Source organism: Aquihabitans sp. G128 (assembly GCF_019048865.1).
Lineage (GTDB): Bacteria > Actinomycetota > Acidimicrobiia > Acidimicrobiales > Iamiaceae > Aquihabitans.
On record NZ_CP077604.1, the window covers coordinates 3,263,595 to 3,288,092 of the forward strand.

25 protein-coding genes and 1 tRNA gene are annotated in these 24,498 nt (G+C 73.9%); 9 read left to right on the forward strand and 17 right to left on the reverse strand.

Features of this window, described 5'->3' with window-relative positions; all coding sequences use genetic code 11:
- Genes kdpB through KSP35_RS15610 form a run of 4 tightly spaced genes read right to left on the reverse strand, consistent with a single transcriptional unit; the run spans position 1 to position 4,122 of the window.
- Positions 1–2,115, reverse strand: a complete 2,115-nt coding sequence (kdpB, locus tag KSP35_RS15595) for a potassium-transporting ATPase subunit KdpB (protein ID WP_216996743.1) — start codon at positions 2,113–2,115, stop codon at positions 1–3.
- A 23-nt stretch (positions 2,116–2,138) separates the two neighbouring features.
- A complete protein-coding gene (kdpA, locus tag KSP35_RS15600) occupies positions 2,139–3,848 on the reverse strand; it encodes a potassium-transporting ATPase subunit KdpA (RefSeq protein ID WP_216996744.1) in 1,710 nt (569 codons plus the stop codon).
- A complete protein-coding gene (locus tag KSP35_RS15605) occupies positions 3,848–3,937 on the reverse strand; it encodes a potassium-transporting ATPase subunit F (RefSeq protein ID WP_216996745.1) in 90 nt (29 codons plus the stop codon). Before KSP35_RS15605 ends, kdpA begins: the two co-directional genes overlap by 1 nt.
- The gene (locus KSP35_RS15610) at positions 3,934–4,122 is read right to left on the reverse strand and encodes a hypothetical protein (protein ID WP_216996746.1); all 189 of its coding nucleotides are present in this window, start codon (positions 4,120–4,122) and stop codon (positions 3,934–3,936) included. The genes KSP35_RS15605 and KSP35_RS15610 overlap by 4 nt, the downstream gene beginning before the upstream one ends.
- A gap of 135 nt (positions 4,123–4,257) precedes the next feature.
- On the opposite strand from KSP35_RS15610, the gene KSP35_RS15615 reads away from it, so the two are divergent.
- From KSP35_RS15615 to KSP35_RS15635, 5 genes are all read left to right on the forward strand, one after another.
- Positions 4,258–5,004: a DUF4118 domain-containing protein gene (locus tag KSP35_RS15615; RefSeq protein WP_216996747.1), complete on the forward strand. Its 747-nt coding sequence runs from the start codon at positions 4,258–4,260 to the stop codon at positions 5,002–5,004.
- Positions 5,005–5,097: 93 nt separating this feature from the next.
- Positions 5,098–6,300, forward strand: a complete 1,203-nt coding sequence (locus KSP35_RS15620; protein WP_216996748.1) for a magnesium transporter MgtE N-terminal domain-containing protein — start codon at positions 5,098–5,100, stop codon at positions 6,298–6,300.
- Positions 6,297–6,851, forward strand: a complete 555-nt coding sequence (locus KSP35_RS15625; protein ID WP_216996749.1) for a DUF1003 domain-containing protein — start codon at positions 6,297–6,299, stop codon at positions 6,849–6,851. Before KSP35_RS15620 ends, KSP35_RS15625 begins: the two co-directional genes overlap by 4 nt.
- Positions 6,848–8,254 (forward strand): alpha/beta fold hydrolase, encoded by a 1,407-nt coding sequence (locus KSP35_RS15630; protein ID WP_216996750.1) that lies wholly within the window; start codon positions 6,848–6,850, stop codon positions 8,252–8,254. Before KSP35_RS15625 ends, KSP35_RS15630 begins: the two co-directional genes overlap by 4 nt.
- Positions 8,203–8,406: an alpha/beta hydrolase gene (locus KSP35_RS15635; protein ID WP_216996751.1), complete on the forward strand. Its 204-nt coding sequence runs from the start codon at positions 8,203–8,205 to the stop codon at positions 8,404–8,406. The genes KSP35_RS15630 and KSP35_RS15635 overlap by 52 nt, the downstream gene beginning before the upstream one ends.
- On the opposite strand, the gene KSP35_RS15640 is transcribed toward KSP35_RS15635, so the two are convergent.
- Both KSP35_RS15640 and KSP35_RS15645 read right to left on the reverse strand, forming a co-directional pair.
- Positions 8,407–9,993 carry a peptide chain release factor 3 gene (locus KSP35_RS15640; protein WP_216996752.1) on the reverse strand — a complete coding sequence of 529 codons (1,587 nt, stop codon included), beginning with the start codon at positions 9,991–9,993 and terminating at the stop codon, positions 8,407–8,409.
- Between the two features lie 46 nt (positions 9,994–10,039).
- Positions 10,040–10,477 (reverse strand): Fur family transcriptional regulator, encoded by a 438-nt coding sequence (locus KSP35_RS15645; RefSeq protein WP_216996753.1) that lies wholly within the window; start codon positions 10,475–10,477, stop codon positions 10,040–10,042.
- Positions 10,478–10,676: 199 nt separating this feature from the next.
- Between KSP35_RS15645 and KSP35_RS15650 the strand changes: the two genes are divergently transcribed.
- Positions 10,677–12,101, forward strand: coding sequence for a M23 family metallopeptidase (locus KSP35_RS15650; protein WP_216996754.1), 1,425 nt, complete (start codon positions 10,677–10,679; stop codon positions 12,099–12,101).
- Positions 12,102–12,236: 135 nt separating this feature from the next.
- Here the strand turns inward: KSP35_RS15650 and KSP35_RS15655 are convergent, their stop codons facing one another.
- The 3 genes from KSP35_RS15655 to KSP35_RS15665 all read right to left on the reverse strand — a co-directional run bounded on the left by KSP35_RS15655 (position 12,237) and on the right by KSP35_RS15665 (position 16,284).
- Entirely contained in the window at positions 12,237–13,997 is a 1,761-nt protein-coding gene (locus KSP35_RS15655) for a hypothetical protein (RefSeq protein ID WP_216996755.1), read from the reverse strand.
- A gap of 418 nt (positions 13,998–14,415) precedes the next feature.
- Positions 14,416–15,153, reverse strand: a complete 738-nt coding sequence (locus tag KSP35_RS15660; protein WP_216996756.1) for a hypothetical protein — start codon at positions 15,151–15,153, stop codon at positions 14,416–14,418.
- Between the two features lie 24 nt (positions 15,154–15,177).
- The gene (locus tag KSP35_RS15665; RefSeq protein ID WP_216996757.1) at positions 15,178–16,284 is read right to left on the reverse strand and encodes an ATP-binding protein; all 1,107 of its coding nucleotides are present in this window, start codon (positions 16,282–16,284) and stop codon (positions 15,178–15,180) included.
- Between the two features lie 202 nt (positions 16,285–16,486).
- On the opposite strand from KSP35_RS15665, the gene KSP35_RS15670 reads away from it, so the two are divergent.
- A complete protein-coding gene (locus KSP35_RS15670) occupies positions 16,487–17,239 on the forward strand; it encodes an inositol monophosphatase family protein (protein ID WP_216996758.1) in 753 nt (250 codons plus the stop codon).
- A 73-nt stretch (positions 17,240–17,312) separates the two neighbouring features.
- Here KSP35_RS15670 and KSP35_RS15675 read toward each other — a convergent pair whose 3' ends face one another.
- Positions 17,313–17,858: a sigma-70 family RNA polymerase sigma factor gene (locus tag KSP35_RS15675; RefSeq protein ID WP_216996759.1), complete on the reverse strand. Its 546-nt coding sequence runs from the start codon at positions 17,856–17,858 to the stop codon at positions 17,313–17,315.
- Between the two features lie 634 nt (positions 17,859–18,492).
- On the opposite strand from KSP35_RS15675, the gene KSP35_RS15680 reads away from it, so the two are divergent.
- Entirely contained in the window at positions 18,493–19,074 is a 582-nt protein-coding gene (locus tag KSP35_RS15680; protein ID WP_216996760.1) for a hypothetical protein, read from the forward strand.
- On the opposite strand, the gene KSP35_RS15685 is transcribed toward KSP35_RS15680, so the two are convergent.
- The gene (locus tag KSP35_RS15685; protein ID WP_216996761.1) at positions 19,071–20,033 is read right to left on the reverse strand and encodes a magnesium and cobalt transport protein CorA; all 963 of its coding nucleotides are present in this window, start codon (positions 20,031–20,033) and stop codon (positions 19,071–19,073) included. The genes KSP35_RS15680 and KSP35_RS15685 overlap by 4 nt on opposite strands.
- Positions 20,034–20,114: 81 nt before the next feature.
- Between KSP35_RS15685 and KSP35_RS15690 the strand changes: the two genes are divergently transcribed.
- Positions 20,115–20,624 (forward strand): hypothetical protein, encoded by a 510-nt coding sequence (locus tag KSP35_RS15690; RefSeq protein ID WP_216996762.1) that lies wholly within the window; start codon positions 20,115–20,117, stop codon positions 20,622–20,624.
- 224 nt (positions 20,625–20,848) lie between these two features.
- Here the strand turns inward: KSP35_RS15690 and KSP35_RS15695 are convergent, their stop codons facing one another.
- From KSP35_RS15695 to KSP35_RS15720, 6 genes are all read right to left on the reverse strand, one after another.
- Entirely contained in the window at positions 20,849–21,712 is an 864-nt protein-coding gene (locus tag KSP35_RS15695) for a sigma-70 family RNA polymerase sigma factor (RefSeq protein WP_216996763.1), read from the reverse strand.
- 229 nt (positions 21,713–21,941) lie between these two features.
- Entirely contained in the window at positions 21,942–22,919 is a 978-nt protein-coding gene (locus KSP35_RS15700; RefSeq protein ID WP_216996764.1) for a Gfo/Idh/MocA family oxidoreductase, read from the reverse strand.
- Positions 22,919–23,056, reverse strand: a complete 138-nt coding sequence (locus KSP35_RS15705; RefSeq protein WP_216996765.1) for a hypothetical protein — start codon at positions 23,054–23,056, stop codon at positions 22,919–22,921. The genes KSP35_RS15700 and KSP35_RS15705 overlap by 1 nt, the downstream gene beginning before the upstream one ends.
- A gap of 41 nt (positions 23,057–23,097) precedes the next feature.
- Positions 23,098–23,171, reverse strand: a tRNA-Ile gene (locus KSP35_RS15710).
- A gap of 77 nt (positions 23,172–23,248) precedes the next feature.
- The gene (locus tag KSP35_RS15715; RefSeq protein WP_216996766.1) at positions 23,249–24,007 is read right to left on the reverse strand and encodes a DUF3566 domain-containing protein; all 759 of its coding nucleotides are present in this window, start codon (positions 24,005–24,007) and stop codon (positions 23,249–23,251) included.
- Positions 24,008–24,045: 38 nt separating this feature from the next.
- Positions 24,046–24,423, reverse strand: a complete 378-nt coding sequence (locus KSP35_RS15720) for a hypothetical protein (protein WP_216996767.1) — start codon at positions 24,421–24,423, stop codon at positions 24,046–24,048.
- Between the last annotated feature and the right edge of the window lie 75 nt (positions 24,424–24,498).

Sequence of the window (24,498 nt, forward strand, 5' to 3'; positions counted from 1 at the left end):
TCAGTTGACTCCGAGTCCCGTGATGAGGAGGTCGATGAGCTTGATGCCGAGGAACGGGGCGACCAGCCCGCCCAGGCCGTAGACGAGCAGGTTCCGGCGCAGGACCTCGGCGGCGCCACCGGCCCGGAACTTCACGCCCCGCAGGGCGATGGGGATGAGCCCCACGATGATCAGGGCGTTGAAGATGACCGCCGAGAGGATCGCCGAGTGCGCCGAGCCGAGGCGCATGATGTTCAGCGCGTCGAGGTCCGGGTACCGGGCCACGAACATCGCCGGCAGGATGGCGAAGTACTTGGCGACGTCGTTGGCGATCGAGAAGGTGGTCAGGGCGCCCCGGGTGATCAGGAGCTGCTTGCCGATCTCCACGATGTCGATGAGCTTCGTCGGGTCGGAGTCGAGGTCGACCATGTTCCCGGCCTCCTTGGCGGCCTGGGTCCCGGTGTTCATGGCCACGCCCACGTCGGCCAGGGCGAGGGCCGGGGCGTCGTTGGTGCCGTCGCCGGTCATGGCCACGAGCTTCCCGCCGGCCTGCTCCTCGCGGATGCGGGCCATCTTGTCCTCGGGGGTGGCCTCGGCCAGGAAGTCGTCGACGCCGGCCTCGGCGGCGATGGCCCGGGCGGTGAGCGGGTTGTCGCCCGTGATCATCACGGTGCGGATGCCGAGCGACCGGAGCTCGGCGAAGCGCTCGACCATGCCCTGCTTCACCGTGTCCTTGAGGTGGATCACGCCCAGGACCCGGCTGCCCTCCGCCACCGCGAGCGGCGTGCCGCCGTCGTTGGCGATGCGCTCGACGATCGGGGCGAGGTCGGCCGGCACGGTGCCGCCCTGCTCCTCGACCCAGCGGATGAGCGAGTCGGTGGCGCCCTTGCGGATGGACCGGGCGCCGTTCCAGTCGGTGAAGTCGACCCCCGACATGCGGGTCTGGGCGGTGAACGGCACCAGGACGGCGTCGTCGAGCGTGCGCTCGGGGTCGAGCCCGTGGCGGTCCCGGGCCAGGTCCACGATGGACCGGCCCTCCGGCGTCTCGTCGGCCAGGCTCGAGAGCAGGGCCGCCTCGGCGATCTCGTCGTCGGTGACGTCGCCCACCGGCACCAGCTCGGCCGCCATGCGGTTGCCGTAGGTGATGGTCCCGGTCTTGTCGAGCAGCAGCGTCGACACGTCCCCGGCCGCCTCGACCGCCCGGCCCGACATGGCCAGCACGTTCTTCTGCACCATGCGGTCCATGCCGGCGATGCCGATGGCCGAGAGCAGCCCGCCGATGGTGGTGGGGATCAGGCAGACCAGCAGCGCCACCAGCACCACGATGGGCTGCTCGGCGCCGGAGTAGACGGCCAGCGGCTGCAACGTGACCGTGGCCAGCAGGAAGATGATGGTGAGGCCCGAGAGCAGGATGTTGAGGGCGATCTCGTTGGGGGTCTTCTGCCGCTCGGCGCCCTCCACGAGGGCGATCATCCGGTCGATGAAGCCCTCGCCCGGCTTCTGGGTGATGCGCACCACGATGCGGTCCGACAGCACGCGGGTCCCGCCGGTGACCGCCGAGCGGTCGCCGCCGCTCTCGCGCACCACGGGGGCCGACTCGCCGGTGATGGCCGACTCGTCGACCGTCGCGATGCCCTCGACGATCTCGCCATCGCCCGGGATGAGGTCGCCGGGCTCCACCACGCACAGGTCGCCGGGGGCCAGCTGGTTCGACGGCACCTCGACCACCGAGAGGTCCGCCTGGCGGACCTTGGCCAGCGTCTCGGAGCGGGTCTTGCGCAGGCTGTCGGCCTGGGCCTTGCCCCGCCCCTCGGCCACCGCCTCGGCGAAGTTGGCGAACAGCACGGTGAACCACAGCCAGCCCGCCACCAGGCCGGCGAAGAGGTGGTCCACGCCCTGGTCCCCCAGGTCCCGCAGGAACAGGAGCGTGGTGAGCACGCTGCCGATCTCGACGATGAACATCACCGGGTTCCGCATCATCGAGCGGGGGTCGAGCTTGGCGAAGCTGTCGCCCACCGCCCGCTTGACGATGGCCGGCTCGAAGAGCGACGCCTTCGGCTTCGGGGCGGGGGTGGCGGCGGTGGGCTCGGGGACCGGGCTCGCCGGTTCGCCGGCCAACGTGGCGGTGGGGGTCATGGCAGCGGGCTCCTTCGGGAGGCTCACGAGAGGCCCAGGTGCTCGACGATGGGGCCGAGCGCCAGGACGGGGAAGTAGGTCAGGCCGACGACGATGAGGATCACGCCGGTGAGCAGGCCGGCGAAGAGCGGCGTGCCCGTGGGGAAGGTGCCGCTGGACGCCGGCACCCGCTGCTTGCGGGCGAGGGAGCCGGCGATGGCCAGCACCGGGACGATCAGCAGGAAGCGGCCGATCAGCATCGAGAGCCCGAGCGTGGTGTTGTACCAATCGGTCGCCCCGGCGAGGCCGCCGAAGGCGCTGCCGTTGTTGTTGCCGGCCGAGGTGAAGCCGTAGGCCACCTCGCTGAGGCCGTGGGGCCCCGGGTTGAGGATCGAGGCCTTGTTGCCGGTGACCAGCGAGGCGGCGGTGAAGCCGAGCACCGCGAACGGCACGGCCACGATGTAGAGCACCACCAGCTTCATCTCGGCGGCCTGGATCTTCTTGCCGAGGTACTCCGGCGTGCGGCCCACCATGAGCCCGGCGATGAACACGCCGAGCAGGGCGAAGACGAGGATGCCGTAGAGCCCGGCGCCCACCCCGCCGGGGCTGACCTCGCCCAGCATCATGTTGGCCAGCGGGGCCATGCCGCCCAGCGGCGTCATCGAGTCGTGGGCGCAGTTCACGGCGCCGGTGGACGTGCCCGTGGTGCTGGCGGCGAACACGCCGCACCCGGCCGAGCCGAACCGGACCTCCTTGCCCTCCATGTTGCCGCCGCCCTGGGTGGCGGTGACCACTTGGGTGACGCCGGCCTGGCGGAGCTCGGGGTTGCCCTTGACCTCCATGCCGGTGGCCAGCGCCACCGCACCCAGCCAGAGGACCATCATCGTGGCGAACAGCACCCAGCCCTGGCGCTGGTCCTTGATCATCCGGCCGAACGAGAACGTCACGGCGAAGGGGATGAGCAGCAGCGAGAAGATCTGCAGCAGGTCGGTGAACCCGTTGGCGTTGGCGAACGGGTGCATGGAGTTGGCGTTGAGCGTGCCGCCACCGTTGGTGCCGAGCATCTTCACCGCCTCCTGGCTGGCGAAGGGGCCGCCGGGGATGGCCTGCGTGGCCCCCTGGAGGGTGCGGGCGGTGGTGAACCCGTGGAGGTTCTGGATGGCGCCCTGGCTGATCAGGACGAGGCCCACCACGATGCACAGCGGCACCATGATCCGCAGCGTGCCGCGCACCAGGTCGACCCAGAAGTTGCCGATGGTGCCGGCCCTGCGGCGGGCCAGGGCTCGCACCAGCGCCATGGCCACGCACAGGCCCACCACCGGCGAGACGAAGTTCTGGACGGCCAGGCCGACCATCTGCGTGAACGGGCTCATGGTCGTCTCGCCGGCGTAGTTCTGCCAGTTCGTGTTGGTGACGAAGCTCACCGCGGTGTTCCAGGCGAGCGGCACCGGCACGGCGCCGAAGCCGTCGGGGTTGAACGGCAGCGAGCCCTGCAGGCGCTGGATGGCGAACAGGAGCAGGACCGACACCAGCGAGAAGGCCAGCAGGGAGAGGGCGTAGGTGTTCCACCGCTGCTCTCGCTCCTCGTCGATGCCGCAGAGCCGGTAGATGCGGCGCTCGACGGGGCCGAAGACCTTGTCGGCCCGGGAGGCCGAACCGTCGTAGACGTTGGCCACGTAGGGGCCGAGGACGCGGGTGCCGGCCACGATCAGCGCCACCAGGGCGAGCAGTTGGAACCAGGACGCAGCAGCCATCAGAACTTCTCCGGGAACACGAGGGTGAGGATCAGGTAGCCGGTGACCAGCAGGGCGATCACCAGGCCGATCACGTTGTCGGCGCTCACGACCGGGCTCCGGCGGTCGCGCGGGCCGGGGCCCCGACGGCCTCTGCGGGCGGGTCGGGCTCGCCGGCGCCCTGGGGGTCGCCGTGGTCCCGGTCCGGCCCGATGATGCGGTCGCAGAGGACGGTGAAACCGGCGGCCACGGCGAAGAACGCCACCGTGACGACGAGGAAGAGGAGATCGGCCATGGGTGCCGGTGTACGACCGGGCCACACCAGGGGGAAGGGTGTTGGCGCGCTGTTGACGCGGCGGCGGGGTTTCTTGTCGCGTTGTTTGCAGCGCTGCCGCCAGGACGGGCGTACAACGGACCCATGAGACCAGTGATGGACGACAGGGGTGTGATGGGGCTGAGCGTCGGCGTGCTCGGCTCGATCGGCGTGGCGGGGCTGCTCACCAGCTTCCGGGGCGAGATCGACCAGACGAACGTGGCCCTGGCCCTGGTCCTGGTGGTGGTGGTCGCCGCCTACACCGGCGGTCGGGCCGCCGGCTCGCTCTCCGGCGTCGTGGCGGCGGTCTCCTTCGACTTCTTCCACACCCAGCCGTACCGATCCCTGGCCATCAAGAGCGCCGACGACGTGTGGACCACGCTGCTGCTCGTGGCCGTCGGGCTGGCCGTGGGCCAGATCGCGACGTCCCGCCGGGTGGCCAAGGTCGCCGAGCGGGCCGGCACCGAGGAGGTGGCCGGCATCCACCGGGTGACCGAGCTCAGCGCCGGCGGTGCGGCCGGCCCCGAGGTGGTCGCCGCCGTCGAGGCCGAGGTCGCCGCCGTGCTGCGCCTGCGGCGCTGCACGTTCACCACCGACCCCGTCGACGCGTCGCTGGCCCGCATGGAGCCCGGCGGCCGGGTGGGCGGCGCGCCGTACGTCTTCCAGGGCGACGCCTTCGTGCTGCCCGCCGACGGGGTCGTCATCGAGGTCCGCCACGGCGAACGCCTCCTGGGATCGCTGGTCGCCACGCCGCCGTCGGAGCCCGAGGGCATCGACCGCGATCGGCGCCGGACCGCCGTCGCCCTGGCCGACGTCCTCGGCCTGGCCCTCGCCGTGGCCGGCGCGCCGGACGCCGCTCGCTGAGCGCCGCTCGCCCGCCCTGACCAGGCGGCCCGCCTCGCCGCGGTCAGGGCGCGGGGGCCGCCGGGCGGGCCATCCGAAGTAGCGTCGGCCGACGTGTCGGCCTCACCTGCGTTCGTCTCCCGCCTGGTGCGCCTGCTGCTCGTCGACGGCGACGGTGGGCCGGTCGGCCGCGTCCAGGACGTCGTGCTGGTGCCCTCCGGCCAGGACCTGCGCGTCCTCGGGTTCGTGGCCCAGTTCCAGCGCCGCCACATCTTCGTGAACGTCGCCCGGGTGAGCGAGATCAGCGCCACCGGCGTCCGGCTCCGAGGCGGCACGGTCGACATGCGCTCGTTCCAGCAGCGCCCCGGCGAGAAGCTGGCGGTCCGGGACCTGTTCGACACCCGCATCGGCGACGAGTACCTCACCGACCTCGCCATCACCCCCGGCCCGGACAACGCCTTCTGGTTCGTCACCCAGGCCGCGCTCGGGCGACGCGGGCCGCTGCGACGGCGGGCGCCGCACGTGGTCCCGTGGACCGACGTCGCCTCGCACTTCGCCAGCACGCCGGAGGAGGCGCAGGTCGCCGAGCTGCGCGACCTGCACCCCACCGACGTCGTGTCCCGCCTCCAGTCGCTCCCGCTGGCCCGGCGCCAGCAGGTCATGGCCTTGCTGGCCGACGAGCAGGTGGCCGACCTCCTCGAGGAGATGCCCGACGAGGAAGCCGTGCGCCTCATCGAGACGCTCGACCTCGACCGGGCCGCCCACATCCTGGAGGAGATGGAGCCCGACGACGCCGTCGACCTCCTGGCCGACCTCGACGAGGGCGACCGCGCCGAGCTGCTCACCCGCATGCGTCCTGAGGAGAGCACGCCCCTGCGCCGCCTCCTGGCCTACGACGAGAACACCGCCGGCGGCCTCATGACCCCGGAGCCGGTCGTGCTCGGCCACACCACCACGGTGGCCGAGGCCCTGGCCCAGATCCGCATGCGCGAGCTGCCGGCCGAGCTGGCCGCCCAGGTCTTCGTCACCCAGCCCCCCACGTCCACCCCCACCGGCAAGTACCTGGGCGTCGTGGGCTTCCAGCGCCTCCTGCGCGAGCCGCCGGCCACCACCCTCGAGCACTGCGTCAACGACACCCACGAGCCGGTGGCCCCGGACCTGCCGCTCCGCGACGTCGCCGAGCGCCTGGCGTCCTACGACCTCCTGGCCATCCCGGTGTGCGACGGCGCCGGCCGCCTCGTCGGGGCCGTCACCGTCGACGACGTGCTCGACCACGTGCTGCCCGAGGGCTGGCGTCGCAGGACGACGCGCCGATGAAGTTCCCGGCCTCCAGCTCCCCCCGCGACGGCGACGAGCTCTCGCAGCCCCGCCGCCCCGGCGCGTTCGGTCGGACCTACGACCCCGACGCCTTCGGCCGCTTCGCCGAGGCCATCGCCCGCACCCTCGGCACCGGGCGCTTCCTCGTCATCCAGACCATCATCGTCGGGGCCTGGATCACGCTGAACGCCTTCGCGTGGCAGCTCCGCTGGGACAAGTACCCGTTCATCCTGCTGAACCTGGCGTTCTCCACCCAGGCCGCCTACGCCGCGCCGCTCATCCTCCTCGCCCAGAACCGCCAGGACGACCGCGACCGCGCCCAGTCCCAGGACGACCGCGACGTGAACGCCCGCACCCAGGCCGACACCGAGTACCTGGCCCGAGAGCTCTCCTCGGTCCGCCTCACCCTGGCCGACGTCGTCACCGCCGACGACCTGCGCCAGGCCGTCGACCGCGTCGGCCAGGCGTTGGAGGACCTGAACGAGCGGCTCGACGAGCTCCTGCCCGCCCCCACCGCCGAAGACCGGCCCGACGACGGGACCCCCGCATGACCTTCGATCGCCGGTGGGCCCGCTCGGCCCTCGCCACCCTGCTCGCCGCCGGTGCCCTCGCCGCGTGCAGCACCTCGGGGAGCGACGCCACGCCGAAGACCACCACCACCGTGGCTCGGACCACCACCACCGCCGAACCGGACCGGTCGACCACCTCCACCACCGAGGCCGCCGCCACCACCACCACGGTCCCCGGCGCGAAGGAGCTCGACTGGAAGGACTGCGACGGCGGCTTCGAGTGCGCCACCCTCGAGGTGCCGGTCGACTACAAGGACCCCGAGGGCGACACCATCGCCCTCGCCCTCGCCCGCCGACCCGCCACCGACCCCTCGGAGCGCATCGGCTCGCTGCTGATGAACCCCGGCGGCCCCGGCGGCTCGGCCGTCGACTTCATCGAGGGCAGCCCGCTGCCCAGCGAGCTCACGAAGCGCTTCGACATCGTGGGCTTCGACCCCCGCGGCGTGGGCCGCAGCGACCCGCTCGACTGCCGGAGCCACCTCCAGGAGATCTACCAGGTCGACCCCACCATGGAGGACCAGGCCGACAAGGACGCCTACCTCAAGGCCTCCAAGGCGTTCGTCGACGAGTGCGCCAAGAAGTACAAGGACCTCCTGCCGTTCCTGGGGACGGTCAACGTGGCCCGCGACATGGACGAGGTCCGCAAGGCGCTGGGCGAGGAGAAGATCACCTACGTCGGCTACTCCTACGGCACGTCCATCGGCCAGCAGTACGCCAAGGCGTTCCCCACCCACGTGCGGGCGATGGTCCTCGACGGCGTGGTCGACTCCTCGGTCTCGGGCCTGCAGGCCGCGGCCGGCCAGGCCAAGGGCTTCACCCGCGCCCTCGACAACTTCGTCGCTGCGTGCGACGCCAACGACTGCGGGCTCAAGGAGCCGGCCGCCCAGGTGATCGACGAGGTCATCGCCGACGCCGAGCAGGCCCCCATCCCCGCCAAGCGAGCCGGTCGGCCGGCCACCCCCGGGGTCGTCGCCCTCGCCCTCGGCCAGGCCCTGTACTCCGAGACCCTGTGGCCGCAGCTGGCGCGAGCCCTGCAGCAGGCCGCCACCGGGAACGGCAACGGCCTCGTCGGCCTGGCCGACCAGTACCTGCAGCGCCAACCCGACGGCAGCTACCCGAACGGCTTCGAGATCTACTTCGCCGTGAGCTGCCTCGACTCGCCGTGGCCGAAGGACCCGAACGAGGTCTTCACCTACGCCAAGCTCGTCGCCGCCCAGTACCCACGGGTGGGCGAGGCGCTGGTGAACGACTACGTGCGCTGCGCCCTCTGGCCCGGCAAGCCCCAGCCGGTGACCCCGCTGACCGCGGCGGTGAAGGGCCTGCCCCCCCCGTGGTGGTCATCAGCACCACCGGCGACCCCGCCACGCCCTACGAGTCCGGCGTGAAGGTGGCCAAGCAGATCCCCGGCGCGGTGCTCATCACCAACGTCGGCGAGGGGCACACGATCTTCGCCCAGGGCAAGGCCTGCGTCGACGACGCGGTCACCACCTACCTGGTCGACCTCACCCCGCCGAAGGCGGGCCTCAAGTGCGAGTGATCAGCCGGCCTGGTCGCCGGCCACCAAGCTCTCGAGGGTGAGCTCGGGCTGGTCGGCCACCAGCCGATCGAGCCAGTAGACGCTCTCGAACAGGGCGATGAGGGTGCCGTCGGCCTTGCCGAGGACGTCGACGCCGCGCATCGAGCGCAGCGCCGCCGCGCTGGCCGCGTCGGTGCGGCGGGCCACCGAGTAGGTGGTGGGGCTCAGCTCGACGGGAGCGCCGAACTCGTTCTCGAGCCGGTGCACCGCCACGTCGAACTGCATCGGCCCGACCGCGGCCAGCACGGGCGCCTGGTCCCCGGTGTCGGGGTCGCGCAGCACCTGCACCACGCCCTCCTCGTCGAGCTGGGCGATGCCCTTGCGGAACTGCTTGAACCGGCCGGTGTCGCGCACTCGGGCCACCGAGAAGTACTCGGGGGCGAAGCTGGGGATCCGGGGGAACGTCACCGGCGACTCGAACCAGAGCGTGTCGCCCACCCGCACGTCGGTGGCGTTGACCAGGCCGACCACGTCACCGGGGTAGGCGAGGTCGACCGTCTCGCGGTCGGCGCCGTTCACCGAGTGGGCGTACTTGGTGGCGAACGGCTTGCCGGTGTCGGCGTGGGTGACCACCATGCCCCGCTCGAAGGTCCCGGAGTTGACCCGCAGGAAGGCGATGCGGTCGCGGTGGGACTTGTCCATGTTGGCCTGGACCTTGAAGGCGAAGCCGCTGAACGGCGCGCCGAGGTCGCGCACCGCACCGTCGATGTCGGGGCGGGCCGACGGCGCCGGAGCCAGGTCGATGACCGCGTCGAGCAGGAGCCGCACCCCGAAGTTGGTGAGCGCCGAGCCGAAGAAGGTGGGCGACATCTCGCCGCCCAGGAACAGCTCGTCGTCGTGGTCGAGGCCCATGGTCCCGAGCAGCTCGACCTCGTCGCGCGCCGTGAGCCAGGTCTGGCCCTCCTCGGCCTCGGCCCGCTCGGGGCTCACGACCTCCTCGGGCGCCTCGGTGGCGCCCCGGGCGGTGCGGGTGAAGCGGATGAAGTCGCCGGAGCGCCGGTCGACCACGCCGCGGAAGTCCCCGGCGATGCCGACCGGCCAGGTGACCGGGGCGGCCACCACGCCGATCTTCTGCTCGATCTCGTCGAGCAGCTCGAGCGCCTCGTAGCCGGGGCGGTCCCACTTGTTGATGAAGGTGATGAGCGGCATCTGCCGGGCCTTCACCACCTCGAACAGCTTGAGGGTCTGCGGCTCGATGCCCTTGGCCGCGTCGAGCACCATCACCGCGGCATCGGCCGCGGCCAGCACGCGGTAGGTGTCCTCGGAGAAGTCGCGGTGGCCCGGGGTGTCGAGCAGGTTGACCACGCAGTCCCGATACGGGAACTGCAGCACCGTCGACGTGATGGAGATGCCGCGCTGCTGCTCCATCTCCATCCAGTCGGAGGTGGCCGACCGGCGATCGCCCCGCGCCTTGACGGCGCCGGCGCCACCGGAGAGGGCCCCGCCGTAGAGCAGGAACTTCTCGGTGAGCGTGGTCTTGCCCGCGTCGGGGTGGGAGATGATGGCGAAGGTGCGCCGGCGGGCGGCCTCGGCGGCAGGCGTGGTCACGAAGGGAGCTCCAGAGCGGTTCGGGCGATGGCGGCGGTGGTCGCCGCTACGAGCCGCAGTCGGCGCAGCGGCCGAGCAGGTCGAGGCGGTGGTGGTCCGGGCGGAAGCCGGTGGTCTCGGCCACCCGCTCCATGGCGGCCTCGAGCGAGCGCTCGAGCCGGTCGGACACGGTGAAGTCGGTGACCAGCCCGCAGTTGGTGCAGATCAGGTGGTGGTGGTGGTGATCGGTGAGGTCCTCGGCCAGCTCGAAGCGGGCGAACTCGTCGGTGCCGGCCACCCGGTGCACCACGCCGCAGGTCTCGAGCACCGACAGGTTCCGGTACGCCGAGCTCTGCGCCAGGCCGCCCGCCACCAGGATCTCGGCTGCGGTCAGCGGCCGGTCGGCGTCGACGAGGGCATCGACGAGGCTGCGCCGACCGGAGGTGTAGCGCTGGTCGGCCCCCGTGAGCCGGGCGCTGATCGCGTGGTGGAGGTCATCGGCCACCCGTCCACCCTACCGGGGGCCACCCGGCGCGGCCGGGGCCGAACCACCCACCGGAGCCCTCCACATCGGGGCGGAGCCTGCCGATGGGAACGGGACCCGCCTGGGCCGACGCCGGTTCGTAACGCTATCGTCACATCGCCACCGCCGGCCGCGACGGCTCCCCCTGGTCCACGCCGCCCGATCACGAGGATCTCGACCCATGAGCTGTGCCTGCCACCCTGACCCCGCCGACCGTGGGCCCGCCGAAGCCGCCGGCGTGAGCCGCCGGGCCGTCATCGCCGGTGGCCTGGCCGCCGGCCTGGTGCCCGCACTGGGCTGGGCCGGCACCGCCGGCGCGGCGCCCCGGGGCGCCGACGACGGCACGGGCACCGCCGAGGGCACCGGCCCCGGGCCCACCACCAACGACTTCGGCTTCCTGCCGCCCCGCCCGGCCACCGAGGTCCACCAGCAGAACATCATGTTCCCGGTGCTGCCCGACGCCACCCTGGGCAAGGCCACCTGGACCGACACCTACCTCGCCCCCCGCAGCAACGGCCGCAAGCACGAGGGCCAGGACCTCATGGGCAAGAAGCTGCTGAAGCTGCTGGCCTGCGTCGACGGCACCGTGGTCGAGCTCCGCTACGAGACCGGCGGCAACTCCCTCTACATCAAGGGGGTCGACGGCTACTACTACTGCTACCTGCACATCAACAACGACACGCCCGGCACCGACGACGGCAAGAACCCAGCGGCCTACGCCTTCGCTCCCGGCCTCGCCATCGGCTCCGTGGTCAAGCGGGGCCAGCACGTGGCCTTCCTCGGCGACAGCGGCAACGCCGAGGCCACCGGCTCGCACTGCCACTTCGAGATCCGCCTCCCCAACGCCAAGTGGTACAACGCCGCCGCCTGCAACGCGAAGTACTCCCTGCAGGCGGCCGAGCCCGCCAAGCTGCGGGCCCCGGTCGGCCCCGAGGCCTTCGCCCCGGCCGCCGGCGCCAAGCCCTTCGCCCAGCGCCAGGCCGACGACTTCCTCGGCGCCGTGCCGTCGCAGGCGTGGCTGACCTCGGCCATCTCCAACCTCGAGGGCGGCACGATCTCGCCCGACGCGTTCATCGAGAGCCAGCTCGCCACCGGCCGGGTCCAGGCCTTCACCAACCCCGTCATGCGCCTCTACCTCGCCGCCTTCGGCGGGATCCCGGCCTACGACGGCGTCCTGTACTGGGTCCGCCAGTGCCGGGCGGGGCTCACCCTCGACAAGGCCGCCACCGGCATCGTCGACTCGGCGAAGTTCACCACCCTCTGGGGCACGCTCTCGAACCGCGAGTTCGCCCGCCGCATCGAGCTGAACCTCAAGGGCGTCGAGCCCACCGCCGCCACTCTGGCCAACCTCACCGCCAAGCTCGACGGGGGCATGACCCGCCCGGCGCTGGCCCGCGAGCGCTGCGAGGACAGCACCTACCGGCCCACCATCGCCAACAAGATCCGCGTGCTGACCATCTACCACGCCATGCTCCACCGGGCCCCCGAGGCCAACTGGTGGACCACGTGGTCCGACCGCGACCGCACCAGCGCCACCGGCCTGGGCGACCTCATCCGGTCCATCCGCACCGGCGGCGAGTACGCCAAGCGCTTCCCCGCCAAGTAGCGCCGGGCCCGGCCAGGCCGGGCCAGGCTCGGCCGATCGCCACCGCCACCTCCTGGCGAACCGGGCTGACATCTGGCCGCCCCGACGACCAGAACCCCACCCACCACGGCGGGTGTCGGCGTCGACCGCTCGGGTTCAGGGCCGCGAGCGACGGGCGATGGCCCGGGCCCAGGCGCGGGCGCCCGCCCCGCTGGAGCGCAGCGAGGCGCGGGCCTGCTGGGCCGAACGGCGGGCGCGGAGGCGGACCGCTCGAGCCTGGTCGGTCACGCCTGCGGCCCGGGTCCGGATGGCGTGCCCGACAGCACGGCGGGACGCGCCGGCGCGCTGGGCCGCCGACCGGAGGCTGGCGCCCACCGCTCGAGCCGGCGCGACCGCCGAGCGCAGCCCGGACCGGATCGCCCGTCCCGTCGACCGCACCGAGGACGTCGCGGCCCCACCAGCGCGCCGGAGCGCCGCCACCGCCGCTCGGGCACCGGCGGCGCCGGCAGCCGCAGCCGAACGGATCGGCGCCAGTGCAGCGCCGGCCAGGCGGCGGACCTGTCCCCACCCGCCCGCGATCGCCGCTGCCGACCCCCGGACCAGGCCTGCGGCGCCTCGGGCGATCGCCCGCACGGGTGCGACGCTCGCACGCAGCCCACGGCCAACGCTGCTCAGCACGACCTTCGTGCCGGCCCCGATCGCCGCCCCACCCCGCCGTACGGCTCCGACGAGGAGGACCGCGGGTCGCAGCCCGGCGCGTCCGATGGCCACCGCCGCCGCTCCGGCACGTCGGAGCCCCACGCCCGCCCCTCGTACGACGAGCGCCACCGCTCGGCCGACGGCCTGCACCGGTGCGACGATCACCCGCACCGTCGCCCGGATCGCGGATCCGGCCTGCGCCACCAGCCCCCGCACGCCCCGACCGACCGCCAGCAAGGGCGAGGCCACCGCACGAGCACCTGCCCGCACGGCCTCCCCCACCCGCTTCCCCAGCGCCCGCGCGCCGCGCCCCAACCGCCGCACCGGCACGGTGATCGCACGAGCACCCGCGGCCAACGCCGCCCCGACACCGCGCACCATCGCCACCACACCCCGACCCAGCTGCCGCAGCGGTGCCACGACGACACGGGCACCGCTGCGCAACGCCACCCCGATCCGCCGCACCACCGCCACCGCACCCCGACCCAGCTGCCGCACCGGTAGGGCCACGCCACGAGCCGCGGCCCGCAGCGCAACGCCGACCCGCCGCACCAGAGCGACCGACCCCCGACCGAACGCCCGCACCGGCAGAGCCACCGCCCGCGCCCCGGCACGCAGCGCCACCCCGACCCGCCGCACCAGAGCGACCGCACCCCGGCCCAGCTGGCGCACCGCCGCAGCCACGCCACGGGCGCCGCCCCGCAGCGCAACGCCGACCCGCCGCACCAGGGCGACCGACCCCCGGCCGAACGCCCGCACCGGCAGAGCCACCGCCCGCGCCCCGGCGCGCAGCGCCACCCCGATCCGCCGCACCAGAGCGACCGCACCCCGACCGAGCTGGCCCATCGGAGCGACGACGACACGGAGGGCGGCACGGAGGGCGACGCCGACGCGCCGCACCAGGGCGACCGCACCCCGGCCCAGCTGGCCCGCCGCCGTCGCGATGGCCCGCCCCGCCGAGCGAACGGCGTGGTCCGCTCCTCGGCCGAGGGCCGCCAGGCTCCGACCTGCTCCAGCCAGCACCGCCCATGCGGCGCGGAAGGGCCGGGCGGCGCCCCGCACGAGCGCCGAGGCGGCGCGGTCGAAGGCGTCCTCGACCCGACGGCCCAGCTCCACCGCCCCGTGGCCGATGCCGGCGACGCCTCGGCCCAGGCCCTTGAGCGCCTCCCACCCGAGCACGAACGGCAGCAACGGCACGGCGAGGATGCGCCCCACCACGCCGATCTCCTGCTCCTCACCGGCCGGCGCCACCGTCCCGCCGGCCCGGGGCTGGGTCGGCGCCGAGCCCGACGACCGTGCCGGCGCGGTCGGTGCGCTCGACGTCGGACCGCGCCGGGGTGGCGCGGCGACCTGCGCCACCGACGGGTCCGGCGCCGGCGCCACGCTCGAGGGTGCCGGCGCCGACGCGGGACCACGACGGGCCCCGACTCGCGCCGGTGGGGGCTCGAGGTCGAACGGCCCCGGCCTCCGGGTGGGCTCACCGACCTCCCCGCTCGGCGGCACCGCCGCGGTCTGGCCCACCGGCTTGCCTGTCGCGGGGCCGGAGTCGGTCGCCGCGGGCGCGGCCGGAGGCGCCAACGCACCGGGCACCGCGGCCCCGGCACCCGCTCCGTCCCCGGCGGGGGCGGTCTGGCCCTCAGCCCCGCCCACGGCGGCCGCCTCGGAGCTCGTCGCGGATGGCCTCCAGCCGACGCAGGGTGCTCGCGGGATCGAGCCGATCGAGCTCGTCGCGGGCGGCCACCACGGCGTCGGCATCCGCGGTCGCACCGGGCTCGGCGTCCGGCGCGGCAGGCAGGGCGCGGAGCTCGGCCACCAGCGCCTCGATCGCCACCGTCCGCTCCTCGACGTAGCCGACCTCGCGGTCGGTCCCCGGCGCACGGCCGTCGAGCAACGACGCCGCCTCGAGGACCGCGCCGTGGCCGGCCGCCACCGCCGCGCTCGCCGCGCCCGCCACCTCCAGCAGCGCGCCGTAGGCCGCCGCCAACCGCCGCCCGACCTCGCTGCCGACGTCGAGCGGCACCCCGGTGGCCAAGGCTGCGCTCGTCCGACGACCAGCACGCAGCTGCCGGCCCCGCCGCCAGGCGCTGCGCACCGGCAGCACGCAGCCCAGTCCGGCGGCGAGGATGCCGATCACCAGGACGAACGTCGAGCCCCCGAGCAGCCCCCACGCCACCAGGGCCAGCCCGCCCGCCACCAGCGTGGCGTCGAACCAGCCCGGGCCGCCCTCGACGTCAGGCAGCAGGTCGTCGATCAGCTCGTCGAGCTCGTCTCGTGACCGGCCGGGCGCGGTCTCGAGTGGCCGCAGCGGCCCCGGCTCGCGCGGCACCACCACCACCGCCCTGCCGTCCTGGACCCCCCGGTCGTCGTCAGCCATCGCCGCCTCCTCGCGACGACCGGTCTACCCCCTCCGCGCACCCCCGCCGACACGACTGCGGGTGAGCACGCGCGACCGCAGGTCGGCGTCGAGCTCGGGATGCTCCCGAAGGGCCCGTGGCAGGCCATCGGCGATCGCATCGGCCACCAGCCACACCGCGGCCGGGCTGGCCAACCGCTGCCGGGTGGGCCCGGGGAACTCGATGTCGAGCATCTTCACGTGCAGCAGGGCTCGAAGCCCCTTCAGCACCTCACCCATCGGTCCGCGCCCGAACACCTCGCGCAGGCCCTCCTCGATCCCCTCCTCGTGGCGGCCGCCTTCGACCGTCGACACGTAGTTCCCGTACGAACGGATGGCGGGCTTCCAGCTGCCGTCCCACCCGAGCGCCAGGTCGACCACGTTGCGGTCCCGCTCGAAGTGCAGGAGCAGGGGCGGGTCGGGGATGCGCCAGCCGTCGTGCGCCAGGATCGAGTACTCGTGGTCGTAGGCCGGTCGCAGGTCGTCGACCGGCCCGAACACCCGCCGGCCATCGGCATCGGTCGACAGCTCCGTGGTCAGCCCGGGCGTGAGGTGGGCGAGGGCGCGCAGGTGCTCGGCGAGCCCTTCGATGCTCGGCCCGGCCCCGTCGAACACCGCAGGATCGGGGAGGAACCGCACGGTGGTGCCGCTCGCCGTGGCCGGACCGACCCGCTCGAGCGCCGAGCTCCGCCACCCCTGGGCGAAGGACTGGCGGTGCGTGCCGGCCGGGCTGCGGACCTCGACCTCGAGCTCGGCGGACAGGGCGCAGACCGGGCCGAGCCCGATGCCGACGGAGAGGTGCACGTGCGGCACGTGGCCGTCGGCCGTGGCCGTGGCCGTGTCGCGGAACGAGGTGAAGCTGCGCTCCAGGAACGAGGTGCCGTCAGGGCCCGCCGCGATCGAGATCCCCGGACCGTCGTCGTCGACGGTGACCCACCCGTCCTCCGCGAGGTGGACCGCGATGCGGGTGGCGTGACCGCCGAGCACCTGGTCGAAGCTGTTCGCCACGACCTCCATCACGAGGTGGGTGAGCCCCCCTGGGCCCGTGCCCCCGATGTACATCCCGGGGCGCTTTCGCACGTGGGCCAGCTGATCCGAGAGGGTGTCGACCATGCCCCGATCGTACTCGTCCGGGGGCGTCCACGACCGGCCGGCGACGGTGTCAGATCATTGTGTCACAAGGGTTTGCGGGCAATCTGCGAGAAATCCGAAGGGTCCCTCCGAGGGCGGCCTGGGACCGGTCGAGAGGGCCCTCCAGAGCGCCTTCGGAGGGGGTGGGGGCGACGTGCGAAGATTGGCCCTTATGGCTACGCCCGTGGATCCCGAACTGCTCGACACCGCCGTCACCATCGCCCGCCAGGCCGGCGAGCTGACCCTGCAGTACTTCCGCCGGGACGACCTGGCCATCGACCGCAAGGGCGACGGCACGCCCGTCACCGCCGCCGACCGCGGCGCCGAGCGCCTCATCCGCGAGGAGCTCGAGGCCCGCTACCCGGACGACGGCATCCTCGGCGAGGAGGAGGCCGAGAAGATCGGCACCTCCGGCCGTCGCTGGATCATCGACCCCATCGACGGCACCAAGGCCTTCACCCACGGGGTGCCGCTCTACACCAACCTCTTGGCCCTCGAGGACGAGGACGGCATCGCCGTCGGCGTCATCAACGTGCCGGCCCTGGGCGAGACCGTCTACGCCGGCCGCGGCCTCGGCTGCTTCGACAACGGCGCCCCGTGCTCGGTCAACGACCGCGAGGGCATCGCCGACGCCTACCTCACCTCCAGCGGCCTCTCCCCCTGGGACGACGACTGCCTGCTGCGAGCCAAGGCCGCCAAGCTGAACCTGCGCACCTGGGGCGACGGCTACGGCTACGTCCTCGTGGCCACCGGCCGGGTGGAGGCCATGTTCGACCCCAAGGCCGAGCTCTACGACGTCGCCCCCATGCCGGTGATCCTCGCCGAGGCGGGCGGACGGTTCACGGCGCTGGACGGCAGCCTCTCGCCCGATGGCGGCAACGGCCTCGCCACCAACGGCAAGATCCACGACGAGCTGCTCGGCATCCTCAACGGCTGAACCAGCCATCGCCGGCCCTGACCGGGCCGGGCCGGACGACCGCCAAGCCGGGCCGGGCAACCGCGAGGCGGCTTCAGGCCTCGGCGGAGCCGGCCTCGTCGTCCTGCGCGGCGTCCCAGCCCACCAGGAGGTCGGCCCGGGCACGCGCCACGCGGGAGCGGATGGTGCCCACCGGGCACCCGCAGACCTCGGCGGCCTCGTGGTACGAGTAGCCCAGCAGCTGGGTGAGCACGAACGCCGTGCGGCGGTCGGGGTCCAGCAGCGCGAGCAGCTCCTGCAGCTCCAGGCCCAGCTCGTCGATCCCCGCGGAGCGCTCCACGGCCAGGACCCGCAAGCGGGCCTCGCGGGTCCGCATGCGGGTCCGGCGTCGGATGGTGTCGATGCAGGTCCGCCGGGCGATCGAGAGCAGCCACGTGCGGGCCGACGAATCGCCGCGGAACGCGTGCAGCCCCCGCAGCGCCCGCTCGTAGACCTCCTGCGTGAGGTCGTCGGCCGCCCCCCGGTCCACGAGGTGGGCGGCGAGGCGCCACACGTCGGCCTGGCTCTCCCGCACGAAGCGGGCCAGCGCCACCTGGTCGCCGTCGCGAGCCGCCAGGGCGGTGCGGGTCAGGTCGTCCACCCGTCCAGCATGGCCCCCGCGACCGGGTCGAGACGACTCCGGAGCGCCGGCCTCGGCCGACCGTCGAGCGGCCGCGGGAACCACCTGGGCCCGCCGTGCGACCCTGGGGACATGGTTCGACGTCCGCCTGCCGTGCTGCACCCGGGACCGCCCCGCGCTCGGGCTCGGCGCCTGCTGGCGTCGGCCGTGATCGTCGTGCTCTCGGTCCTCGGGACCGCCCGCCCGGCGGCGGCAGACCCCGCCAAGCCGACGGACTACCGCTCCCGCATCCTGACCGTGCACCCGGCGCTCCCCCGCGGCGTCGACCTCCGGGTGGTGGGCGGGGATGCCTTCCTCGAGCTCCAGGTCGACCGGGGCCACACCGCGGTGGTGGCCGACTACCAGCAGGGCCGCGACACCACCCCGCCGCCCTACCTCCGGGTCCGGGCCGACGGCACCGTCCAGGTCAACATCCGGTCGATCGCCTACGCGATCAACGCCTCCCGCTACGGGTCGGACTCCTCGGCCGCCCGTCCGGACGAGGCACCCCGCTGGAAGGTGGTCGCCACCGACGGCACCTACACCTGGCACGACCACCGCATCCACTGGATGTCGCCGCGCCCCCGTCGCGATCGACGGCAACCGGCGGGTCGACATGGGCGGTGCCGGCGGCACCTGGACGGTCGACGTCACTGCCGACGGCACCCCGGTCACCGTCCGCGGCGAGCTGCTCCTCTACCCGTCACCGTCGCCGCTGCCCTGGCTGGCCATCGTGGCCGTCGCGGCCGCCGTCGTGCTCGGCGTCGCCGTGGCCGCCGTGCGCCGCGGCGCGGCACCTCCCCACCGCGCCATCGCCTTCGGGCTGGCGGGCCTCGGCGGGCTGGCCACCGTCGTCGGCACGGTGCAGTGGCGGTCGATCCCGCCCGGCGCCGGGGGCAACCCGGTCACGGCGGTGGTCCCGGCCATCGCCGTGGTGGCCGCGCTGGCCGCCGCGCTCGTCGATCGCTACGTGGTCCGCCTCGCCGGGCTGGCCGCCGCCGCAGCCGCCCTCACGGGTTGGGCCGTGCTGCGCCGCCAGGTCCTGTTCCGTGCCGTGCTGCCCACCGACCTGTCGTTCCCGGTCGACCGGGTGGGCACCGCCCTGGCCCTCGGCGCCGGCGTGGCCACCGCGGCGGTGCTCGCCTGGCGACCGCCCACCAAGCGCCCAGCGTCCGCTCGAGCCGGCCGCGCCGCCTAGAGCCAGCCGCTCTGGCGGAAGCGGCGGTAGAGCACCACGACCACCAAGGCCATGAGCCCCAGGGCTACCGGGTAGCCGACCCACCAGTCCAGCTCCGGCATGTGGGTGAAGTTCATGCCCCAGATGCCGGCCAGCAGCGTGGGGGCGGCGATGAGCGCTGCCCAGCCCGAGATGGTGCGCATGTCGTCGTTCTGGCGGACGCTGACCTGGGCCAGGTTGGCGTTGAGGGCGTCGGTGAGCAGGTCCCGCACCAGCTCGGCCCGGCCGATCACCCGGCGCAGGTGGTCGGCCACGTCCCGGAAGTAGGCGTGCAGCTCGGGGTGGGCGGCGTCGGGCTCCTGCAGGTCGTCGAGCACGTCGACCACCGGGAGCACGTTGCGCAGCAGGTCGAGCACCTGGCGCTTGAGCCCGAAGATGCGCTCGGCGGGGTTCTCCCGGGCGTCGCTGAAGACCGACTGCTCCGCCTCGTCGACGTCGAGCTCCAGCTCCTGGATGACCGGGGCGTAGTCGTCGACCAGCTGGTCGGCCACCCCGTAGAGCACCGCCGCCGGGCCGCGGGCCAGCAGGTCGGGCTGGGCCTCGAGGCGCTGGCGCACCGGCTTGAGCGGGGTGGCGTCGCCGTGGCGGACCGTCACCACGAAGTTCGGGCCCAGCACCACCTGGATCTCGCCGATGGCCACCGAGTCGGGGCCGGCGTAGCGGGCCGTCTTGAGGACCACGAAGCTCACGTCGTCGGCGTAGTGCTCGAACTTGGCCCGCTGGTGGGCCTTGCACACGTCCTCCACCAGCAGCTCGTGGAAGCCGAACTCGGCGGCCACGGCGTCGATCTCGTCCATCGACGGGTCGTGCAGCCCGATCCAGGCGAAGCCACCGCCCGCCGCCGCCGTCTCCGCAGCGTCGGCCAGCTCCGTGTGCCCCTCGCGGCGGCCCGAGCGGTACACCCCGCAGTCGACGATCACCCCGGCAGTCTGCCCCAGCTCCCAGGTGATTCTGCGACCGAAGGGTTCAGCGCCGGGCCACGCCGCCGATGGATGGGGCGCATGGAGCGGATCGCAGCAGTACTCGAACGGGAGCGGGAGCTCCTGGAGCTCCTCCTCTTCAAGTTGGTCGAGACCCGACTGATCCTCGAGAGCGGCGAGGTCCGCTTCCTCTCCCGTGCCACCCGCGAAGTCGAGCGGGCCCGCACCCGCACCCGCGAGGTCGACCTCATGCGGGCCGCCACCGTGGCCCAGCACGCCGACGGCTCCACGCTCCGCCGCCTGGCCGCCACCGCGCCCGAACCGTGGCCCGGCATCTTCCGGGACCACCACGACCTCCTGGTCGCCCTGGTGGCCGAGATCGAGGTCACGGCCCACCGCAACGCCGGCGAGGCCCGCTCCGGCCTCGACTCCCTGCGGTTGGCCAAGGTCTCCGCCGGCATGACCGAGCACCCCGGCGTCGACCGCCGTGACGCCGAGCTCGTCCGCCTCGCCCAGGGCGCCGCCTACGAGACCGTGCTGGCCACCGCCAGCCGCCTCCGCATGCCCGACCTCCTCGACTTCCTCCGCTAGCCGCCAACGGGCCGGCCTGCGGCAGGTGCAGGAGGTTCCTGGCTCCCGACACGTGCGGGTGCGGCCGGGCTCCTCCCCAGGGTCCGCGGCGGGGTCCGCGCAACCCCGGTGACCCGAACCCGGTTCGGTCGACCCGAGGACGATGAGGATCGAGCCCGGGACGCGGAACGCCCCGGGCGTGAGCCCGGGGCGCTTCGACGAAGGGGGGGTTTGGTGCGGTGGCGCTAGGCGCTGGCCGCGACCTGCTGCTGCTGGGTGCCGATGCGGTCGTGCCAGTGGCTGGCCTCGCCGATGGCGGTGGCGTAGCCGGCCTTGCGGCGGGCCACGCGGCCCTGGGGCTCGGCGGCCAGGTCGGCGGCCTCATCGGCCCCGTACTGGGCGGTGATGCCCTCACGGAGCATCTCGAGGGCCTCGGAGCGCAGCTGGGAGATGCGGGACTCGGTCACGCCGAGGAACGTGGCCAGCTCCTGGGACTTGCGCCCGTCGAGGAAGTAGCCGACGACCACGAGGCGGTGGCGCTCGGGCAGCAGGTGCACGGCGTCACGCAGGTAGGCGTGCAGCTCGCGGTTCTCGAGCTCCTCGCTCGGCTCGAGCATCGAGTCGTCGGTGAGCACCTCGACCAGGGTCAGGTCCTCTTCGCCGTCGTTCACGTCGTACTCGAGGGCGAGGACGACGGAGCGGAACATCTTGTCCTGGAGGCGGCGCAGTTCTTCCTGGCTGACGCCCAGGGCCTCGGCGGTCTCCTCGGGCGACGGCATGCGGCCCAGGTTCGAGGCGAGGCGCTGCTCGATCGACTCGAGGCGGCGGGCCAGGTTGCGGACCGAGCGGGGAGCCCAGTCGGCGGCCCGGACGGCATCGAGGATCGCGCCCCGGATGCGCTGGGCGGCGAAGCGGTCGAACGGGACGCCCCGCTCCTCGTCGTAGCGGCGGGCCGCCTCGACCAGGCCGAGGGCGCCGGCGGTGGCCAGCTCCTCACGGTCGACGTGGCGGGGGAAGTTCACCGCCACCTGGAACACCACGTGCCGCACGAGCGGCAGGTGCTGTTCGATCAACTCCTGGGTCTTGGGATCGGTCCCGGTACGCATCATCGCCCTCTTCTCGTTGGAGCCCCGTGTCCAGTGGAGCTTCATCCGTTTCGGACGCTCAGCTCCGGAACTTGAGCCATAATCTCGCGAAATACGGACCCAAATGCCACTTTTCGCCCGAAATGGGCCGGACGGCCCACGCTGAATGGCGCGGGCCGCAAATGACACGCTTGGGATTCGCATGGGCCCATCGGCCTACCCCGGTGACCTGGGGATTCGCGGATCGCGCGCCTCAACCGAAGCGGGCAGCCTTGACCCCGCGACGACCCAGCTCGGCCAGGAACGATTTCGCTTCCACCAGCTCCGCCAAGCCGCCGGCACCGGCGCGCAGCGCACGGCCCGAACCCAGCTCCACCGCCGCCAGGGCAGCGACCGCACCGCCGGCCACACCCGGTCGGTCCATGGCGCCGAGGATCTCCACCCGGATCCCGTCGTCGGCCCGGCCACGGACCTCGACGCGCACGGCCCCGAGGCCGGCCTCAGGGTGCGGGCGCCGCAGCATGGGCAGCGGCGCGGTCAGGCGGTCCCGACGGGTGGCGGCGAGCCGGGCGGTGACCCGGCCCACGCCCTTGAACGCCGGGACCAGCAGCAGCGCGTCGGGAAGGGCCGCCCGGTAGCAGTCGGCCGCGCCGATGGGATCGGGGAACCAGTTCAGCTCGCGACCGGAGCCCGCCGGCCGGCGCTGCCAGCCGCCGTCGCGCCAGTCGAGGGCGGTGCCGCGCAGCGAGTCGTGGTGCTGGCGGGCGCAGGCCGGTCCCCCGGTGCCGATCCGGGCGACGTGGATCTCGTCGACGGTGTCGAGCTGGTCGGCGGCGAAGCGAGCCAGGACGCAGGTGAGCCCGGGAGCGAACGTGGCCCCGATGGCCAGCGGCACGCCCCGGGCATCGGCCTCGGGACCGAGGTCGAGCAGGGCCGAGACGTCATCGATGGCGTCGGAGGTGGTGACGACCGGCGTGCCCCGGCCCACCAGGGCGCGGGCCAGGTCGACCTGGGTGCCGGCCGGCGTGGCGATGACCACGACGTCGGCCTCGGGGACCGACGGGTACGGGCCCAGCTCCGGCCGGGCCTTGGCGCCGAGCGCCGAGGCGACCTCGGTGACCCGGGGGCTGCGCTCGTCGCGCAGCACGACCTCGGTGACGGCGTCGGTGGAGGCGAGCTGGCGGGCGGCTCGGGTGCCGACGGCGCCCAGGCCCACGACCGCGACGCGCATCAGCGCAGCTCGTCGGGCGAGAGCTCTCGCCAGCCGCCCCGCTGGGGAGGCGTGCCGCCGCTGCCCCGGAGGCGCAGCACGGCGGCGATCCCACCGGCGACCCCCACCGCGACCAGCGCTCGTCGGATCAACGTCACGGCTGGGCTCCTGCGGAGGCTCGGGGACCGGGGGGCTTTCGTGGGGCTAGCTGGAATCGAACCAGCGACCTCACCCTTATCAGGGGTGCGCTCTAACCAACTGAGCTATAGCCCCGAGCGGGTGCCGATGGTAGGAGATCGGGCACCGGTGATGCGAACCGCAAAGGCGCCACGCCGTGGCAGCCGTGGCGCTCAGCGCCGTGGCGTGACGTCTTCCTCGATGACCACCAGGCGGATGCCGCCGGTCATCTCGCTGATGACGTTGATCAGGGCTGCGGTGAGCACGGTGACCACGGTCCCGGCCAGCACCCCGACGGCACCGATGGCGGCGCAGGCCCGGAACATCTGGTCCCCGTAGAACCGGTAGTTCTCGAGGCCGACGTCGGCCAGGAACTTCTGGAGGTTCTCGATCTGGCCGCTGGAGTACGCCAGGCCCCAGACGAGGGCGATGACGCCGAGCACCGCGAGGTACAGGCAGGTGTAGAGCACGAGGGCCAGCTTCAGCACCGACCACAGCTCGACGCGGCGGACCACCCGCTTGACGCGGCGGCCACGGCGCACCGCGCCCTGGGAGCGGGCCGGCGCCGCAGCAGGGGCAGCGGGCGGCGCATCGACCATCGGCGCCGGAGGCGCCAGGACAGGTGAGGCGGTGACCGCGGTGTCGTCGTGGGAGCTTCGCTCGGCGGGTGCCGGGGCGGGCGTGGCTCGGGTGCCACGGCGGGCGGCAGCACCGCCGTTGGCCGACTTGGCCGCCGCCTTGGCGCCGGCCCGGTTGCCGCTCTTGGCGCCGATCTTGGCCGAGCCCGGGCGCTTGCCGACCGAGTCCGGGCGGGGCGTGCGCTTGGGACCGGCGCCGCCGCGGGCAGCCGTCGGCGGCCGCTCCGGCGCAGCCGACGGGGCAGCACCGGGGGGCGCTTGGGGTCCGGCCTCGCCGGGACGGTCAACAGACACGCGTGAGAGTGTACGGGATCGGGCGTGACGGCCTGCCGTCAGCCGCCACGCGCCGCCGTCGGCCGACCACCGGCCGGACCGTCGTCGGGCTCCCAACGGGCGCGAGCGCTCGCCCGGGCGCCTCGACGCTCGACCGCCACCACCACGTCGTCGCCCTCCTCGCGGTAGCGCACGAGCCGCGCCTGGTTGGCCGCAGCCACCTCCGTCGCGGCGGCCCGGCCGCCGGCCGCGCCGGCGAGCGCGGCCGCATCGGCGGCCGCCTGGGCCGCCGCCCGGCGCGAGGCGCCGGCCGCCAGGTGGACCAGGCCGAGGCCGAGCACCCCGGCGAGCAGCAGCGCCACCGCCACCAGCGGGACCACCTGGCCGCCCTGGCCGCGGCCCCGGGCCCGGGCGGGCCAGCCTCCTCGATCGACCACCGTGCACCACCTTCCCCCGCCGGGCCCGAAGGGCGGGTCGGCGGCTGCGAAACCGTCGGAGCAGGGGAAGGTGGG